27 protein-coding genes are annotated in these 16,423 nt (G+C 63.3%); 2 read left to right on the forward strand and 25 right to left on the reverse strand.

Annotated elements, in window-relative coordinates; all coding sequences use genetic code 11:
• Positions 1 to 83: 83 nt before the first annotated feature.
• The 25 genes from rplO to rpsL form a co-directional block, all read right to left on the reverse strand.
• The gene (rplO, locus tag ABMA59_RS19160) at positions 84 to 581 is read right to left on the reverse strand and encodes a 50S ribosomal protein L15 (protein ID WP_349006981.1); all 498 of its coding nucleotides are present in this window, start codon (positions 579 to 581) and stop codon (positions 84 to 86) included.
• 21 nt (positions 582 to 602) lie between these two features.
• Positions 603 to 800, reverse strand: coding sequence for a 50S ribosomal protein L30 (rpmD, locus tag ABMA59_RS19165; RefSeq protein ID WP_349006982.1), 198 nt, complete (start codon positions 798 to 800; stop codon positions 603 to 605).
• 24 nt (positions 801 to 824) lie between these two features.
• Positions 825 to 1,397: a 30S ribosomal protein S5 gene (gene rpsE / locus ABMA59_RS19170; protein ID WP_349006983.1), complete on the reverse strand. Its 573-nt coding sequence runs from the start codon at positions 1,395 to 1,397 to the stop codon at positions 825 to 827.
• Between the two features lie 164 nt (positions 1,398 to 1,561).
• Positions 1,562 to 1,921 carry a 50S ribosomal protein L18 gene (gene rplR, locus ABMA59_RS19175; RefSeq protein ID WP_349006984.1) on the reverse strand — a complete coding sequence of 120 codons (360 nt, stop codon included), beginning with the start codon at positions 1,919 to 1,921 and terminating at the stop codon, positions 1,562 to 1,564.
• A gap of 99 nt (positions 1,922 to 2,020) precedes the next feature.
• On the reverse strand, positions 2,021 to 2,554 hold the full coding sequence (gene rplF / locus ABMA59_RS19180) for a 50S ribosomal protein L6 (RefSeq protein ID WP_349006985.1): 534 nt from the start codon (positions 2,552 to 2,554) through the stop codon (positions 2,021 to 2,023).
• A gap of 103 nt (positions 2,555 to 2,657) precedes the next feature.
• Positions 2,658 to 3,056 (reverse strand): 30S ribosomal protein S8, encoded by a 399-nt coding sequence (gene rpsH / locus ABMA59_RS19185; protein ID WP_349006986.1) that lies wholly within the window; start codon positions 3,054 to 3,056, stop codon positions 2,658 to 2,660.
• 12 nt (positions 3,057 to 3,068) lie between these two features.
• Positions 3,069 to 3,374, reverse strand: coding sequence for a 30S ribosomal protein S14 (rpsN, locus tag ABMA59_RS19190; RefSeq protein WP_349006987.1), 306 nt, complete (start codon positions 3,372 to 3,374; stop codon positions 3,069 to 3,071).
• 26 nt (positions 3,375 to 3,400) lie between these two features.
• Positions 3,401 to 3,958 carry a 50S ribosomal protein L5 gene (rplE, locus tag ABMA59_RS19195; protein WP_349006988.1) on the reverse strand — a complete coding sequence of 186 codons (558 nt, stop codon included), beginning with the start codon at positions 3,956 to 3,958 and terminating at the stop codon, positions 3,401 to 3,403.
• Positions 3,951 to 4,262, reverse strand: a complete 312-nt coding sequence (gene rplX, locus ABMA59_RS19200; RefSeq protein ID WP_349006989.1) for a 50S ribosomal protein L24 — start codon at positions 4,260 to 4,262, stop codon at positions 3,951 to 3,953. Before rplX ends, rplE begins: the two co-directional genes overlap by 8 nt.
• Positions 4,263 to 4,273: 11 nt before the next feature.
• The gene (rplN, locus tag ABMA59_RS19205; protein ID WP_006205457.1) at positions 4,274 to 4,642 is read right to left on the reverse strand and encodes a 50S ribosomal protein L14; all 369 of its coding nucleotides are present in this window, start codon (positions 4,640 to 4,642) and stop codon (positions 4,274 to 4,276) included.
• A gap of 70 nt (positions 4,643 to 4,712) precedes the next feature.
• Positions 4,713 to 4,958, reverse strand: a complete 246-nt coding sequence (gene rpsQ / locus ABMA59_RS19210) for a 30S ribosomal protein S17 (RefSeq protein ID WP_349006990.1) — start codon at positions 4,956 to 4,958, stop codon at positions 4,713 to 4,715.
• An 11-nt stretch (positions 4,959 to 4,969) separates the two neighbouring features.
• A complete protein-coding gene (gene rpmC / locus ABMA59_RS19215) occupies positions 4,970 to 5,167 on the reverse strand; it encodes a 50S ribosomal protein L29 (protein ID WP_349006991.1) in 198 nt (65 codons plus the stop codon).
• A 14-nt stretch (positions 5,168 to 5,181) separates the two neighbouring features.
• Complete coding sequence (gene rplP, locus ABMA59_RS19220) at positions 5,182 to 5,595, reverse strand: 50S ribosomal protein L16 (protein WP_349006992.1); 414 nt, start codon at positions 5,593 to 5,595, stop codon at positions 5,182 to 5,184.
• Between the two features lie 26 nt (positions 5,596 to 5,621).
• Positions 5,622 to 6,353: a 30S ribosomal protein S3 gene (gene rpsC / locus ABMA59_RS19225; RefSeq protein ID WP_349006993.1), complete on the reverse strand. Its 732-nt coding sequence runs from the start codon at positions 6,351 to 6,353 to the stop codon at positions 5,622 to 5,624.
• Positions 6,353 to 6,739, reverse strand: coding sequence for a 50S ribosomal protein L22 (gene rplV, locus ABMA59_RS19230; RefSeq protein WP_349006994.1), 387 nt, complete (start codon positions 6,737 to 6,739; stop codon positions 6,353 to 6,355). Before rplV ends, rpsC begins: the two co-directional genes overlap by 1 nt.
• 1 nt (position 6,740) lies before the next feature.
• Positions 6,741 to 7,019: a 30S ribosomal protein S19 gene (gene rpsS / locus ABMA59_RS19235; protein WP_349006995.1), complete on the reverse strand. Its 279-nt coding sequence runs from the start codon at positions 7,017 to 7,019 to the stop codon at positions 6,741 to 6,743.
• Between the two features lie 16 nt (positions 7,020 to 7,035).
• Positions 7,036 to 7,869, reverse strand: coding sequence for a 50S ribosomal protein L2 (gene rplB / locus ABMA59_RS19240; protein ID WP_349006996.1), 834 nt, complete (start codon positions 7,867 to 7,869; stop codon positions 7,036 to 7,038).
• A gap of 19 nt (positions 7,870 to 7,888) precedes the next feature.
• Positions 7,889 to 8,182: a 50S ribosomal protein L23 gene (locus ABMA59_RS19245; RefSeq protein ID WP_349006997.1), complete on the reverse strand. Its 294-nt coding sequence runs from the start codon at positions 8,180 to 8,182 to the stop codon at positions 7,889 to 7,891.
• Positions 8,179 to 8,799 carry a 50S ribosomal protein L4 gene (gene rplD, locus ABMA59_RS19250; protein ID WP_349006998.1) on the reverse strand — a complete coding sequence of 207 codons (621 nt, stop codon included), beginning with the start codon at positions 8,797 to 8,799 and terminating at the stop codon, positions 8,179 to 8,181. The genes ABMA59_RS19245 and rplD overlap by 4 nt, the downstream gene beginning before the upstream one ends.
• On the reverse strand, positions 8,799 to 9,512 hold the full coding sequence (gene rplC / locus ABMA59_RS19255) for a 50S ribosomal protein L3 (RefSeq protein WP_349006999.1): 714 nt from the start codon (positions 9,510 to 9,512) through the stop codon (positions 8,799 to 8,801). The genes rplD and rplC overlap by 1 nt, the downstream gene beginning before the upstream one ends.
• A gap of 110 nt (positions 9,513 to 9,622) precedes the next feature.
• Entirely contained in the window at positions 9,623 to 9,931 is a 309-nt protein-coding gene (gene rpsJ, locus ABMA59_RS19260; RefSeq protein ID WP_007066362.1) for a 30S ribosomal protein S10, read from the reverse strand.
• A 65-nt stretch (positions 9,932 to 9,996) separates the two neighbouring features.
• Positions 9,997 to 11,172 carry an elongation factor Tu gene (tuf, locus tag ABMA59_RS19265; RefSeq protein ID WP_349005886.1) on the reverse strand — a complete coding sequence of 392 codons (1,176 nt, stop codon included), beginning with the start codon at positions 11,170 to 11,172 and terminating at the stop codon, positions 9,997 to 9,999.
• A 66-nt stretch (positions 11,173 to 11,238) separates the two neighbouring features.
• On the reverse strand, positions 11,239 to 13,329 hold the full coding sequence (gene fusA, locus ABMA59_RS19270; protein WP_349007000.1) for an elongation factor G: 2,091 nt from the start codon (positions 13,327 to 13,329) through the stop codon (positions 11,239 to 11,241).
• A 31-nt stretch (positions 13,330 to 13,360) separates the two neighbouring features.
• Positions 13,361 to 13,831 carry a 30S ribosomal protein S7 gene (rpsG, locus tag ABMA59_RS19275; protein ID WP_349007001.1) on the reverse strand — a complete coding sequence of 157 codons (471 nt, stop codon included), beginning with the start codon at positions 13,829 to 13,831 and terminating at the stop codon, positions 13,361 to 13,363.
• 69 nt (positions 13,832 to 13,900) lie between these two features.
• Positions 13,901 to 14,272, reverse strand: a complete 372-nt coding sequence (rpsL, locus tag ABMA59_RS19280) for a 30S ribosomal protein S12 (protein WP_106775706.1) — start codon at positions 14,270 to 14,272, stop codon at positions 13,901 to 13,903.
• An 809-nt stretch (positions 14,273 to 15,081) separates the two neighbouring features.
• On the opposite strand from rpsL, the gene ABMA59_RS19285 reads away from it, so the two are divergent.
• Together ABMA59_RS19285 and ABMA59_RS19290 are read left to right on the forward strand one after the other, a co-directional pair.
• Positions 15,082 to 15,954, forward strand: coding sequence for a hypothetical protein (locus ABMA59_RS19285; RefSeq protein WP_349007002.1), 873 nt, complete (start codon positions 15,082 to 15,084; stop codon positions 15,952 to 15,954).
• Positions 15,955 to 16,126: 172 nt separating this feature from the next.
• The gene (locus ABMA59_RS19290; protein WP_349007003.1) at positions 16,127 to 16,408 is read left to right on the forward strand and encodes a transcriptional regulator; all 282 of its coding nucleotides are present in this window, start codon (positions 16,127 to 16,129) and stop codon (positions 16,406 to 16,408) included.
• Positions 16,409 to 16,423: the final 15 nt, after the last annotated feature.

Genomic DNA, 16,423 nt, shown 5'->3' on the forward strand with positions numbered 1-16,423 from the left:
GAGTCGACGAAGCCACGAGATAGGCTCCGGGCCTCGAAGTTGCAAGCGGCGGACGTTGCCGTCACGCCGCCTGCGACGAAGGATCACTTGGCCTTCTTGGCCATCTTCTTGACGGGCTCGACCGGCTCCGGAAGCTTCACCGAGCCGCCGGCCTTCTCGATCTTCTCGACCGCCGCCTTGGAGGCGCCGGCGATATCGAATGAGAGCTTGGCCTTGAGGTCGCCGTCCGAAAGCACCCGCACGCCGTCGAGCGGACGGCGGATCACGCCGGCCTTGATCAGGGCCTCGGCCGTGACCGTCTCGTTGACGTCGAGCTTGCCGGCATCGACCGCCACCTGGATGCGGGCGAGCGAAACGGCATTGTAGCTCTTTGTGAACGGGTTCTTGAAACCGCGCTTCGGCAGGCGCCGGTAGAGCGGCATCTGGCCGCCCTCAAAGCCGTTGATGGCCACGCCGGAGCGCGCCTTCTGGCCCTTGACGCCCCGGCCCGCGGTCTTGCCCGAGCCCGAGCCGATGCCGCGACCGAGCCGCTTGCGCGAATGGGTCGCGCCTTCGTTGTCTCGCAGATCGTTGAGTTTCATCGTCTTTCTCCTGCCCGCCGGTTACTTCTCGTCGACGACGCGAACGAGATGCTGCACGGCCGCGATCATCCCGCGCACCGACGGGGTGTCTTCGAGAGTGCGCTGCTTGTGCATCTTGTTGAGGCCGAGGCCGACAAGCGTTGCGCGCTGTTCCTTCGGACGGCGGATCGGGCTGCCGATCTGCTCGACCGTAACGGTCTTGGTGGCTTCTTTTGCCATGATCGAACTCCTTCCAGCCCGCGACTATTCTTCCGCGGCGACCGCGTTGCCGCGGCGAGCCTGGAGGGTCGAATACTTGATGCCGCGCTGCGCCGCCACATCCTTCGGATGCAACTGGCTCTTGAGCGCATCGAACGTGGCGCGAACCATGTTGTAAGGGTTCGACGAACCCATCGACTTGGCGACCACGTCGTGCATGCCGAGCGTCTCGAAGACGGCGCGCATCGGGCCGCCGGCGATGATGCCAGTACCCGGCTTGGCGGCGCGCAGCAGAACCTTGCCGGCGCCCCAGCGGCCTTCGACGTCGTGATGCAGCGTACGGCCGGAGCGCAGCGGCACGAAGATCAGGTCACGCTTGGCGGACTCGGTCGCCTTGCGGATCGCCTCCGGCACTTCGCGCGCCTTGCCATGGCCGAAGCCGACGCGGCCCTTCTGGTCCCCGACGACGACGAGCGCGGCGAAGCCGAAGCGACGTCCGCCCTTCACCACCTTGGCGACGCGATTGATATGGACGAGCTTGTCGACGAATTCGCTGTCGCGCTCTTCGCGGTCCCGCTCGCGGTCGCGGCCGCGACCTTCCCTACGTTCCTGTGCCATATCCTGTCCTTGTTCTTTTCCGGAAGCACGGTTGAAGTTTGTGGCCGCGTTTAAGGCGGTCCACGGTGGAATTCAACAGGCGTTTGGCAAACCGGAAAACGATCGATGGTCAGACCGAGCGTGTCCGGCCTGACCAGATCAGTTCGCCATTCGCCATCGACCCTTTAGAAGCTCAGACCACCCTCGCGGGCGGCTTCGGCCAGCGCCTTGACGCGGCCGTGATAGATGTAGGGCCCGCGGTCGAACACGACTTCCTTGACGCCCGCCTTCACGGCCCGCTCGGCGATCAGCTTGCCGATCGCGGCGGCGGCAGCGGTATCCGCGCCGGTCTTCAGGCTGCCCTTCAAGTCCTTTTCCAGGGTCGAGGCAGCGGCCAGCGTCTGACCTTTCGCGTCGTCGATAACCTGCACATAGATGTTCTTCGATGTACGATGAACCGAAAGGCGCGGACGCTCACCGGCAACCTTTTTGATCTGACGACGAATGCGCGCGGCGCGCTTCTGCAATGCTGCCTTGTCGGCCATGGTCCAATTCCCTGCCTTGTAAGACGGCGGCGGCCCGGTCCGAAAACCTTGCGGTCAGAAAAACCCTGCCCGCGACCGCCCTCCGTGGCGTTGTACGACTTACTTCTTCTTGCCTTCCTTGCGCACGATGCGCTCGCCGGCATACTTCACGCCCTTGCCTTTGTAGGGCTCGGGGCCGCGATATTCGCGGATCTCGGCAGCCGTCTGGCCGACCACCTGCTTGTCGACGCCAGATACCGTGATCTCGGTTGGCTTCGGCACAGTGATCGTAATGCCCTGCGGCGTCTCATAGACCACGTCATGGCTGAAGCCCAGCGCCAGTTGCAGGTTCTTGCCCTGCATGGCCGCACGATAGCCGACGCCGTTGATCTCAAGCTTCTTCTCAAAGCCCTTGGTGACGCCTTCGAGGATGTTGACGATCTGCGTCCGCGACATGCCCCACTTCGAGCGGGCGGTCTTGGTCTGGTCGCGCGGCTCAACGGCGATCTCGCCATTGTCGAGCTTGACCAGAACCTCGTCGTTGACGACGAACTTCAACTCGCCCTTCGGGCCCTTTGCCGTCACGGTCTGGCCGTTCACCGAAGCGGTAACGCCGGCCGGCACCTTGACGGGTTTCTTGCCAATACGAGACATTTTTGTCTCCTCTTTCCCAAACTGCTGTGAATGATGAATGGCAAAATGCTGACTGGCGAAGCCGCCGGATCACCATTCACTATTCACCATCGACCATTCACCCCTAGAATACCTGGCAGAGAATCTCTCCGCCGACATTCTGCTCGCGCGCTTCGTGGTCCGCCATCACGCCCTTCGGCGTCGACAGGATCGAAATCCCCAGCCCGTTAGCGACCGACGGGATCGACTTCACCGACACGTAGACGCGGCGGCCCGGCTTGGAGACGCGGGCGATCTCGCGGATCACCGGTGCGCCGTCGAAATACTTCAGCTCGATCTCGATTTCCGACTTGCCGTTGTCGAAGTCGGTCTGGCTGAAGTCGCGGATATAACCTTCCGCCTTCAGGACTTCGAGGACACGGCTGCGCAGACGCGAGGCCGGCGTCGAGACCTTGTTCTTCTTGCGTCCGTAGGCGTTACGGATGCGGGTCAGCATATCGCCGAGAGGATCATTCAAAGACATATTCTATCCTCCTTACCAGCTCGACTTGACCAGGCCCGGCACGGCGCCGAGCGAGCCCAGTTCGCGCAACGCGATACGCGACATCTTCAGCTTGCGATAATAGGCGCGCGGACGGCCGGTGATCTCGCAGCGGTTGCGGATACGCACCTTGGCGGAATTGCGCGGCATCGCGGCGAGCTTGAGCTGCGCACGGAAACGCTCTTCCATCGTAACGCCCTTGTCCATGATGACCGCCTTCAGCGCCTTGCGCTTGGCGGCCTTCTGCGCGACGAGTGCCCGGCGATGGTTGTTCTTCTCGACTGAGCTGGTCTTTGCCATTTCAGATTTTCCTTTGCTCGCTGCCGTTACTGCCGGAACGGGAAGTTGAAAGCCTTGAGCAGAGCCCTGGCCTCGTCATCCGTCTTGGCGGTCGTACAAACGATGATGTCCATTCCCCAGATCTGGTCGACCTTGTCGTAGTTGATCTCGGGGAACACGATGTGCTCCTTGATGCCCATGGCATAGTTGCCACGCCCGTCGAAGCTCTTCGGGTTCAGGCCGCGAAAGTCGCGGACGCGCGGCAAAGCGATGTTCACGAGGCGGTCGAGGAACTCGTACATGCGTTCCTTGCGCAAGGTGACCTTCGCGCCGATCGGCATGTTCTCGCGCACCTTGAACTGCGCGACCGACTTGCGCGCATGGGTGACGACCGGCTTCTGGCCGGCGATCAGCGCCAGATCGGCGGCTGCGACCGACGGCTTCTTGGAATCGCCCGTCGCTTCGCCGACGCCCATGTTCAGCACGATCTTGTCGAGACGCGGAACTTCCATCTCGTTGTCGTACTTGAACTGCTCGAGCAGCGCCTTGCGGATGGTCTCTTCGTAGACCTTCTTAAGGCGTGGCTGGATTGCTGCCTTAGCCATTGATCACTTCTCCCGAGCGCTTCGCGACGCGCACCTTCTTGTTGCCTTCGATCTTGAAGCCGACGCGGGTAGGCTTGCCGTCCTTGGGATCGGCCAGCGCGATATTGGACAGATGGATGGGGGCTTCCTTGCGGATCAGCCCGCCCTCCTGCGCCTGCGTCTGACGCTGATGGCGCACGATGATGTTGATCCCGCGCACAATCGCGGTGTCTTCCTTCGGCTGAACCGAAAGCACCTCGCCGGAACGGCCCTTGTCCTTGCCGGTGAGCACGACGACTTTGTCGCCCTTGCGGATCTTCTGCATTTTCCGGCTCCTTACAGCACTTCAGGCGCGAGCGAGATGATCTTCATGTGGTTCTTGGCGCGAAGCTCGCGCGGAACCGGCCCGAAGATACGCGTGCCGATCGGCTCTTTCTTGTTGTCGACGAGAACAGCCGCGTTCTTGTCGAAACGGATCACGCTGCCGTCCGGGCGGCGGATGTCCTTGGCCGTGCGAACCACGACCGCCTTCATCACGTCGCCCTTCTTCACGCGGCCGCGCGGAATGGCTTCCTTGATCGAGACGACGATGATGTCGCCGACCGAGGCATACTTCCGCTTCGAACCGCCCAGCACCTTGATGCACATGACACGACGGGCGCCGGAATTATCCGCGACGTCGAGGTTTGTTTGCATCTGAATCATGACTGGCCGCCTTTTTCTTCTCTAATCGGGACGAGCAAGCGCCCTTCCCCGGTCTGTCCAAAATTCGTTGTTATTGCGAGGCCTGCGCCTCGGTCACCACGACCCAGCGCTTGTCCTTGGAGATCGGCTTCGACTCCTGGATGAACACGGTGTCGCCGACCTTGTGGCTGTTGTTCTCGTCGTGCGCCTTATACTTCTTCGACAGACGCACGGTCTTCTTCATCACCGGATGGGTGAAGCGGCGCTCGACCTTGACCACCACGGTCTTCTCGTTCTTGTCGCTGACGACGACGCCCTGCAGGATGCGCTTCGGCATTTTATTCGTCCTTAAGCCTTCTTGGCCGCGTTTTCAGCGGCGACGGTCTTGATGCGGGCAATGTCCCGGCGGACCTCTCTCACGCGAGCGGTCTTTTCGAGCTGGCCGGTCGCCTTCTGAAACCGCAGGTTGAACTGCTCCTTCTTCAGCGCGGCCAGGTCATCGTCGAGCTGGTCGGGGGTCTTCGCCCTGACGTCGGATATCTTCATGTCGGACCCCTTTCCTATTCCGCGATGCGCTGCACGAAGCGCGTCTTCACCGAGAGCTTGGCGGCGCCGAGAGCCAGAGCGGCACGCGCCGTCTCTTCCGGAACGCCGTCGATCTCGAACATGATGCGGCCCGGCTTGACGCGCGCCGCCCAGTAGTCGACCGCGCCCTTGCCCTTGCCCATGCGCACCTCGGTCGGCTTCGAGGTGACCGGCAGATCCGGGAACACCCGGATCCAGACACGGCCGGCGCGCTTCATCTCGCGGGTGATCGCACGGCGGGCCGCCTCGATCTCACGCGCGGTGACGCGGTTCGGCTCCAGCGCCTTCAGCCCGAAGCCGCCGAAATCCAAATTGGTGCCGCCCTTGGCAGCGCCGTGGATGCGGCCCTTGAACTGCTTGCGGAACTTTGTGCGCTTTGGCTGCAGCATCGTTCTTACTCCAAATTCCTATGCTCTCAGGCGTTCTCGCGGCGGCGGCTACGCTCGCCACGGTCACCGCGCTCGCCCGAATGGCTGTGATCGCCTTCGCTGGCGCGGCGCTCGGACGCCATCGGATCGTGCTCGAGGATCTCGCCCTTGAACACCCAAACCTTGACACCGCAGATGCCGTAAGCGGTCTGCGCCTCGGCCGTGCCGTAGTCGACATCGGCGCGCAGCGTATGCAGCGGCACGCGGCCCTCGCGGTACCATTCCATCCGCGCGATCTCGGCGCCGCCGAGACGGCCGGCGCAGTTGATGCGGATGCCCTCGGCACCGAGGCGCATCGCAGACTGCACGGCGCGCTTCATGGCGCGGCGGAACGCGATACGGCGCTCGAGCTGCTGGGCGATCGACTGGGCGACCAGCGTCGCGTCGATCTCCGGCTTGCGCACCTCGACGATGTTCAGGTGTGTCTCCGACTTCGTCATCTCGGTCAGCTTCTTGCGAAGCTTCTCGATGTCGGCGCCCTTCTTGCCGATGACCAGACCGGGCCGCGCGGCGTGGATCGTGACGCGGCACTTCTTGTGAGGGCGCTCGATCACCACCTTCGACACGGCAGCCTGCTTGAGTTCCTTCATCAGGTACTCACGGATCTTGATGTCCTCGTGCAGCAGCTTGCCGTACTCGCCAGTGTTCGCGTACCAGCGCGAATCCCAGGTGCGGTTGATGCCGAGGCGAAGGCCGATCGGATTGATTTTCTGACCCATCAGGCGGCTTCCTTCTCTTCCACTTCGCGCACCACGATGGTCAGGTGCGAAAACGGCTTCTCGACCCGGCTGGCGCGGCCACGGCCACGTGCGTGGAAACGCTTCATGACGATCGACTTGCCGACATAGGCCTCGGCGACGACAAGCGCGTCGACATCGAGATCATGATTGTTCTCGGCATTGGCGATCGCCGATTCCAGCGTCTTCCTGACGGTGCCGGCGATGCGCTTGCGCGAAAATTCGAGATCCGAAAGCGCGGTCTGCACCTTCTTGCCGCGGATCAGCGCGGCAACGAGGTTCAGCTTTTGCGGGCTGATACGGATGGTGCGGAGAACCGCACGCGCCTCGTTGTCAGCAAGCCTGCGCGGAGCTTTGGCCTTGCCCATGTTACTTCCTCTTTGCCTTCTTGTCCGCGCCGTGACCGTAATAGGTCCGGGTCGGAGCGAACTCGCCGAACTTGTGGCCGACCATGTCCTCGTTCACGGAGACCGGGACGTGCTTCTGGCCGTTGTAGACGCCAAAGGTCAGGCCCACGAACTGCGGCAGGATGGTGGACCGGCGGGTCCACATCTTGATCACTTCGTTGCGGCCACCGTCGCGCACCTTGTCGGCCTTCTTGAGAAGAAAGCCGTCGACGAACGGACCTTTCCAAACTGAACGGGTCACTTCGCGTTACCTCTTCTTAGCTCTTGCGCTGATGGCGCGAACGCACGATGAACTTGTCGGTCGCCTTGTTGGACCGGGTCTTCTTGCCCTTGGTGGGCTTGCCCCACGGGCTGACCGGGTGACGACCGCCAGAGGTGCGGCCTTCGCCGCCGCCGTGCGGGTGATCGACGGGGTTCATGGTGACGCCGCGGTTGTGCGGGCGCTTGCCCTTCCAAACGGTGCGTCCGGCCTTGCCGTCGTTGATGTTGCCGTGGTCCGGATTGGAGACCGCGCCGACGGTCGCGAAGCAGGAGCCGTGCACGATGCGCTGCTCACCCGAATTCAGGCGCAGGATCGCCATGCCCTGGTCGCGGCCGACCAACTGGGCGTAGGAACCCGCGGACCGCGCGACCTGGCCACCCTTGCCGGGCTTCAGCTCGACATTGTGGATGATCGTGCCGACCGGCATCGCCGAAAGCGGCATCGCATTGCCCGGCTTAACGTCGACGGCCTCACCGGCGACGATCTTGTCGCCGACCGCCAGGCGCTGCGGCGCCAGGACATAGTTCAGCTCGCCGTCCTCATACTTCACCAGCGCGATGAAGGCGGTGCGGTTCGGATCGTATTCGATCCGCTCGACGGTCGCCTGCATGTCCAGCTTGCGGCGCTTGAAATCGATGATGCGGTACGACTGCTTGTGGCCGCCGCCGATGAAACGCGCGGTAACGCGGCCGGTATTGTTGCGTCCGCCGGACTTCCTCAGCCCTTCGGTAAGGCCCTTGACGGGCTTGCCCTTGTAGAGCGCCGAACGGTCGACGATGACCAGCTGGCGCAGGCTCGGCGTTACGGGCTTATAATTCTTCAATGCCATCTTACTGTCCTCGCGCCTCTCAGAGACCCGTGGCGACGTCGATCGACTGACCGTCGGCCAGCGTAACCACCGCCTTCTTCACGTCACTCTGCCGGCCGACCGTGCCGCGGAACCGCTTCACCTTGCCCTTGCGGACGAGCGTGTTGACCGCGGTGACCTTGACGCTGAACAGCGCCTCGACGGCCGCCTTGATTTCCGGCTTCGTCGCCTTCTTGGCGACGTTGAAGACGACCTGATTGCGTTCCGACGCCGTCGTCGTCTTTTCGGTGATCGCCGGGCTGACGATCACGTCGTAGTGGCGAAGATCCGTCATTTAAAGCGCTCCTCGAGGGCGTCGACGGCTGCCTTGGAAAGGACCAGCGTGCCGCGGCGCAGAATGTCGTAGACGTTGATGCCCTGGACCGGCAGCACGTCGATGTTCGGAATGTTGGCGGCCGCCAGCTTGAAATTCGCGTCAAGCTCGGCGCCGCCGATCAGCAGCGCGTTGGACAGGCCGAGCGCGGCGAAATTCGCCACCAGCGCCTTGGTCTTGGCCTCGGCCAGCTTCAGGTCGTCGACGATGATGATCGAGGACGCCTTGGCCTTTGCCGAAAGCGCATGCTTCAGACCGAGCGCGCGCACTTTCTTCGGCAGCTCGTGCTCATGGCTGCGGGCAACCGGGCCATGGGCCTTGCCGCCGCCGCGGAACTGCGGAGCGCGGGCCGAATGGTGACGGGCGCGGCCCGTACCCTTCTGCTTGTACATCTTGGCGCCGGTGCGGGCGATGTCCGCGCGGCCCTTCGCCTGATGCGTGCCCTGCTGCTTCTTGGCAAGCTGCCAGCGCACGACGCGCTGCAGGATGTCCTCGCGCGGATCGAGTCCGAAAATCGCGTCGGAAAGCTCGACCTTGCCGGCGTCTTCGCCGCCGAGTGTTGAAATCTTGATGTCCATTATTCCGCACCCTCAGTGGCCGGAGCTTCGGTCTTGGCCACGGCGCGCAGGCCGGCCGGCTTCGGCGCGTTGTCGGGCAGCGCCACCTTGACGGCGTCGCGCACCAGGATCCATGCACCCTTGGTGCCCGGAACCGCGCCGCGGATCAGGATCAGGCCGCGATCCGCATCGGTCGAGACGACCTCGACGTTCTGCGTGGTCACGCGGGTCGCGCCCATGTGGCCGGCCATCTTCTTGCCCTTGAACACCTTGCCGGGGTCCTGGCGCTGGCCGGTCGAACCGTGCGTGCGGTGCGACACCGAGTTACCGTGGGTCGCACGGCCACCACCGAAGTGGTGACGCTTGATGACGCCCTGGAAACCCTTGCCGGTCGAAGTACCGGTCACGTCGACCTTCTGGCCCGCGACGAAGTGATCGACGGTGATCTCGGCGCCGACATCGAGCAGATTGTCGTCGGAAACGCGGAACTCCGCGAGCTTCGTCTTCGGCTCGACGGACGCGCCGGCGAAATGGCCGCGCATCGCCTTCGAGGTGTTCTTGACCTTGGCAAGGCCAACGCCGAGCTGAACGGCGGTGTAGCCGTTCTTTTCCTTCGTGCGCTGCGCCACGACCTGGCAGCTCTCCATGCGGAGAACGGTGACGGGAACATGCTCGCCGGCGTCGTTGTAGACGCGCGTCATTCCCAACTTCTGTGCAATAACACCTGAACGCATCGGTTCATCTTCCTTCAGAGTTACCGGCCGGGGCATAACCCCTTCCCGCCTCTTGTTTCTTCAGAGGAGCCTTTCGAACGTCCGTCCGTCCGGCTCGTGATCCCCGCCCCTTAGAGCTTGATTTCGACGTCGACACCCGCCGCCAGATCGAGCTTCATCAAAGCATCGACCGTCTGCGGCGTCGGATCAACGATGTCGAGCAGCCGCTTGTGGGTACGCATTTCGAACTGCTCGCGGCTCTTCTTGTCGATGTGCGGCGAGCGGTTGACCGTGAACTTCTCGATGCGCGTCGGCAGCGGAATAGGCCCGCGGACATTGGCGCCAGTGCGCTTTGCCGTCGACACGATTTCCCGCGTCGAGGCGTCGAGCACGCGATGATCGAACGCTTTGAGGCGGATGCGGATATTTTGACCGTTCATCTCGTCGAATTCCTTGTTCTGGCGCGGCGCGGGCGAATTCCCGCCCGCGACAGATCGGTTGCTTCTTATTCTTTGATGCTGACGACGACGCCGGCGCCGACGGTTCGGCCGCCTTCGCGGATGGCGAAGCGCAGCTTCTCCTCCATGGCGATCGGCACGATCAGTTCGACGTCGACCGTCACATTGTCGCCCGGCATCACCATCTCGGTGCCCTCGGCCAGCGTCACGATGCCGGTCACGTCGGTCGTGCGGAAGTAGAACTGCGGACGGTAGTTGGTGAAGAACGGCGTGTGACGGCCACCCTCCTCCTTCGTCAGGATGTAGGCTTCCGCCTTGAACTTCTTGTGCGGCTTCACCGAACCGGGCTTGGCCAGAACCTGGCCGCGCTCCACGCCCTCGCGGTCGATGCCGCGCAGCAGCGCGCCGATGTTGTCGCCCGCCTGGCCCTGGTCGAGCAGCTTGCGGAACATCTCGACGCCCGTGCAGGTCGTCTTCTGGGTCGGACGGATGCCGACGATCTCAAGCTCCTCGCCGACCTTGACGATGCCGCGCTCGACGCGCCCCGTCACCACCGTGCCGCGGCCCGAGATCGAGAACACGTCCTCGATCGGCATCAGGAACGGCTGGTCGATCGGACGCTCCGGCGTCGGGATGTAGGCGTCGACCGCTTCCATCAGCTTGCGGATCGCGTTCTCGCCGATCTCCTTGTTGGAGTCTTCGAGGGCTGCCAGCGCCGAGCCCGGAACGATCGGAATGTCGTCGCCCGGAAACTCGTTCTTCGACAGAAGCTCGCGAACCTCGAGCTCGACCAGCTCAAGCAGCTCGGCGTCGTCGACCTGGTCGACCTTGTTGAGAAACACGACGATCGACGGCACGCCGACCTGACGGGCCAGAAGAATGTGCTCGCGGGTCTGCGGCATCGGGCCATCGGCGGCCGAAACCACCAGGATCGCGCCGTCCATCTGCGCCGCACCGGTGATCATGTTCTTCACATAGTCGGCGTGGCCGGGGCAGTCGACGTGGGCATAGTGGCGCTTGGCCGTCTCGTATTCGACGTGGGCGGTCGAGATCGTGATGCCGCGCGCCTTCTCCTCGGGTGCGGCGTCGATCTGGTCATAGGCCTTGTATTCACCGAAATACTTGGTGATCGCCGCCGTCAGCGACGTCTTGCCATGGTCGACATGGCCGATCGTGCCAATGTTCACATGCGGCTTCGTCCGCTCGAATTTGCTCTTGGCCATGTGAGGTCTCCGTCTTACTTCGCCCGTTAGGACAATGGATCAGGTTTCGCGTGGAAGTCCTTGGACTTACGCGTATTTCTTCTGGACTTCCTGCGCGACGGCAGTCGGCACCGGCTCGTAGTGGTCGAACTGCATCGTGTACTGGGCGCGGCCCTGCGACATCGAACGCAGATTGTCGACGTATTTGAACATGTTGGCGAGCGGCACCATCGCGTTGATGACGACGGCGACGCCGCGCGCCTCCTGGCCCTGGATCTGGCCGCGGCGGCCGTTCAGGTCGCCGATGACCGAACCGACATAGTCCTCCGGCGTGACGACCTCGACCTTCATGATCGGCTCGAGCAACTGCACGCCGAGCTTCGGCGCAGCCTCGCGGAAACAGGCGCGGCCGGCGATTTCGAAGGCCAGAACCGACGAGTCGACGTCGTGGTAGGCGCCGTCGATGAGCGTCGCCTTGACGCCGATCATCGGGAAGCCGGCGAACGGACCGGAAGACAGCACGCTGTTGATGCCCTTCTCGACGCCCGGAATGTATTCCTTCGGCACGGCGCCACCGACGATCTTCGATTCGAACACGAAATCGCTGCCTTCGGTGTTCGGCTCGAACAGCAGCTTGATGCGGGCGAACTGGCCCGTGCCGCCGGTCTGCTTCTTGTGCGTGTAGTCCTGCTCGTGGCTGCGGGTGATGGTCTCGCGATAGGCCACCTGCGGCGCACCGACATTCGCCTCGACCTTGAACTCGCGGCGCATGCGGTCGACGATAATGTCGAGATGCAGTTCGCCCATGCCGGCGATGATGGTCTGGCCGCTTTCCTCGTCGGTCTTGACGCGGAAGGACGGGTCCTCGGCGGCGAGGCGATGCAGGGCCAGGCCCATCTTCTCCTGGTCGCCCTTGGTCTTCGGCTCGATCGCGATCTGGATGACCGGATCGGGGAATTCCATGCGCTCAAGAATGACCGGCTTGGCCGGATCGCAGAGCGTGTCGCCCGTGGTCGTGTCCTTGAGGCCGGCCAGCGCGACGATATCGCCGGCGAAAGCCTCGTCGATGTCGGCGCGCGAATTCGCATGCATCTGCAGCATGCGGCCGATGCGCTCCTTCTTGCCCTTCACGGTGTTGTCGAGCGAGACGCCCTTGGAGAGCTTGCCCGAATAGATGCGGGCGAAGGTCAGCGAACCGACGAACGGATCGTTCATGATCTTGAACGCCAGCATCGACAGCGGCTCGTTGTCGTCGGCATGACGCTCGATCTCGGCCTCGGTCTTGGCGTCGATGCCCTTGATCGCCGGCACGTCGATCGGCGAAGGCAGGTATTCGACGACGGCGTCGAGCAGCGGCTGCACGCCCTTGTTCTTGAAGGCCGAGCCGCAGAACATCGGGAAGAACTTCACCGCGATCGTGCCCTTGCGGATCAGGGCGCGAATCTGGTCGTTGTCAGGCATGTTGCCTTCGAGGTAGTTTTCAAGAGCCGTCTCGTCCATCTCGACGGCGGCCTCGATCATCTTCTCGCGGTACTCTTCCGCCTTGGCCTTGAGGTCGGCCGGGATCTCCACGACGTCCCAGGCGGCGCCCAGCGATTCATCGCGCCACACCAGCGCATTCATCTCGACCAGGTCGACGACGCCCTTGAACTCGGCCTCGGCGCCGATCGGCAACTGCATGACCACGGCCTGCGCACCGAGGCGCGAGCCGATCATCTCGACCGAGCGGTAGAAGTCGGCGCCGATCTTGTCCATCTTGTTGCAGAAGATCATGCGCGGCACGTGATACTTGTCGGCCTGGCGCCACACCGTCTCGGTCTGCGGCTCCACGCCGGCATTGGCGTCGAGCAGCGCGATGGCGCCGTCGAGCACGCGCAGCGAACGCTCCACCTCGATGGTGAAGTCGACGTGCCCGGGGGTGTCGATGATGTTGAAGCGGCGCAGCTTGCCGTCGCGGCCCTTCCAGAAGGTCGTGGTGGCAGCGGACGTGATGGTGATGCCGCGCTCCTGCTCCTGCTCCATCCAGTCCATAGTGGCGGCGCCGTCATGGACTTCGCCGATCTTGTGGGACTTGCCGGTATAGTAGAGGACACGTTCCGTGGTCGTGGTCTTGCCGGCGTCGATATGCGCCATGATACCAAAGTTGCGGTAGTCTTCGATTTTGTATTCGCGAGCCATGGGAGTGCCTCTTTATTTCCTGTCCGCGCCGTTACCAGCGGTAGTGCGCGAAGGCGCGGTTGGCTTCGGCCATCTTGTGGGTGTCTTCACGCTTCTTGACCGCCGTGCCGCGATTGTTGGCGGCATCCATGAGTTCGCCCGAGAGGCGATCGACCATGGTGGTCTCGTTGCGGTTGCGGGCGGCCGTGATCAGCCAGCGGATGGCGAGCGCCTGGCGACGCTCGGGACGGACGTCGACCGGCACCTGGTAGGTGGCGCCGCCGACGCGGCGGGAACGGACTTCGACATGCGGCGCGACATTGTCGAGCGCCTGCTTGAAGACCACCACCGGCTCCTGCTTGGCCTTCGAGCGGACCTGCTCGAACGCGCTGTAGACGATCGTCTCGGCGACCGACTTCTTGCCGTCATACATGATGGCGTTCATGAACTTGGTGACAACCAGATCGCCGAACTTGGGATCCGGGTTGATTTCGCGCTTGTCTGCACTGTGACGACGGGACATCTTTTTGATCTCTCACTCTCGACGGCCCGGCGCTCTAAAAAGAAAGCGCCGAAGCCGGGGAAAAAGCCCTTACTTCGGACGCTTGGCGCCGTACTTCGAACGGCGCTGCTTGCGGTTCTTGACGCCCTGGGTGTCGAGCACGCCACGGATGATGTGATAGCGCACGCCCGGAAGGTCCTTCACGCGGCCGCCGCGGATCATGACGACCGAGTGCTCCTGAAGGTTATGGCCCTCGCCCGGAATGTAGCCGATCACCTCGAAGCCATTGGTCAGGCGGATCTTCGCGACCTTGCGCAGCGCCGAGTTCGGCTTCTTCGGCGTCGTCGTGTAGACGCGCGTGCAGACGCCCCGCTTCTGCGGGTTCTGCTGCATCGCCGGAACCTTGTTGCGCGTCGCCGGCGCTTGGCGCGGCTTGCGGATCAGCTGGTTGACGGTAGGCATTAAATCCTCTTGTCTTTCTTAGTCCGTATCCAGGGCCCGTCCAGGGCGGTTTCGAACGCCATTTCCATACGCAAATTCGGGCATGAAACCGCGTCTTGCGGTTTTGCCCGAACAAAAAGCAGAGGAAGCGCCAAGCGCTTCATGCATGCCGGAAATGTGTTTTCGCTCGTAGAACGAACCCTGTTTGAGGCGAACTCCAGGTCGCGACGACCCGAAACGTCAGACCTCACATCGGTTCAGACGGGCGGTTTCTACTCGCTGAGTCCTTATCCGTCAACCCCGAAACGCGAAATGCGGCGCGGAGATAGGTGCTATGCGCGGCGCGCGCAACCTGCGCTAATTTTCTTTCGCCGCGCGTCATCCGGACAAACGAACATGTCGCAACCCCGCCGGATGACCCTCTCCCTTGCGCCAATTCGCCGATCAGCTTGACCGCCTTCACTGCGGATAGCTCGCTGAACACGATTCGGAATCGGGGACTGTTGCTCAGGTCCGGTTTCGGACCGCGTATATTCGGCAGGACTTGCCCCGTATTGAGTAAGCTCTTGCCCCGGCATTGAGTAAGCGTCCCCCGACATTCCGCCGCCAAAAAGGGGAAGGCGTTTTCGTCCCGCCGTAAAATTTTTCCGCATGTGGGGATACAAAACCTGCCAAGCCCCTGTTTTTTCTGGCTGCGCCCATTTGGAAACCGGCGCCCTGCGCACCGTCGAAAGCGATTCCATCCCCCTCTTCAAAACCCGCCTCATACTTGCCACCGGTTTACGAGCGATTCCGCCGGCACATCGGTCACGGCGCCGGACGGGATCTTGATGAAGGCAGCCATGGACGGGACCTGGGCAATCGAGAAGAATCGGGTGGCGCTGACGCGGATCGTCGCCATGCTCGTCGCCATGGCCGGGATGGGCGCCGGGAGGCCGGGCGCTGGGGGCGTTGGCGCTGGGGGACAGTTTACTTTCTTTCCGCAGAAAGGCGCGGCAGTTCAGAACGAAGCGCGGGCGGAAAAAAGTAAATTGTCCCCGGCACTTACGCTCCCTCGCCACCTCTATCTTGCCATCCTCCGGCTGCTGCGTCCGGCCGAAGCCGCGGCGCGGCGCCTCATCATCGCGGCGGCGGTCGGGATCGTGGTAACCCTTCCGCCGCCGCGCCCGCGCAAGCCCAAGCCGGCGATGTTGCGAGGCGCCCGCGCCTTCCTGCCAAAGGGACCGAAGAAGCGTGCAAAGGTCATCCCACGCAATTGGAGCCTGTCGCTGCTCGATCCGCCGCGGCGTCCGTTCCGCGTCTCGCGTCGCGCTGTGCCCGCCCACGCCGCCCCGCGCATCTTGAGCCTCGATTTCAACGCGAGCTACCGCCCGCTCCCGCCACCGTCTTCACCGAATGACCCGATCGACGCCCGGCGGATTGGCTTGCGGCTGGAGGCGCTCACCGCCGCGCTCGACGACCTGCCGGGCCAGGCAATACGCTTCGCCCGCTGGAAGGCGCGACGCGACGCCGCGATCGCGCGGGGCGGCCCCGTCTCCGGCCGGCGCCGCTCGCCGCTGCGGCGCGGGCGCCCGCCCGGCGGCCGGCTGTCGCGCTACGACCCGACCGCCACCCATTCCGGCAGAATCCGCGAGGTCGACGAAATCCTGGCCCATGCCCACGCGCTGGCTGTGTACGCTCTGGACCCTCCCGACACATCGTGACGTCGATAGCGGACCTGAAAAGTTGGGAATTGGGCCAGCGCGTGTTTTCCCCAGCCTGGCGACGATCGCTGCTGCCGGAAAATACGGCGGCTGTTGCGTTGGCGAAACGTGCCAAACCTGTTTAGGTCGACACTCGGGCAACTCCAAACCCATCCTTCGCCAGGGAATCACCATGAACGACAACGAACCCAGGCCCGTCACCATCATCACCGGCCGGGTCTTCCGCACCAAGGGCGGCAAGTCGGAAGGCGTCCACATCTTCCTCGTCGCGCCGGACGACGATTCCGCCGTCCGCACCGCCCTGGATGCACTCGCCAAGGAAGGCTATGCCGAGGCCGAACTCGACCAGATCGGCGAACTGGACGGCGCCCCCGACGAGGAACCCCACGCCTCCGCCTATCAAGGCGCGCTGGAGGGCGAAGTGTCGATCGTGACGTTCGAGGAGGACATCTGATAGGCTGCCTCCAGG

The organism is Mesorhizobium yinganensis (assembly GCF_040081985.1).
GTDB classification, from domain to species: Bacteria; Pseudomonadota; Alphaproteobacteria; order Rhizobiales; family Rhizobiaceae; genus Kumtagia; species Kumtagia yinganensis.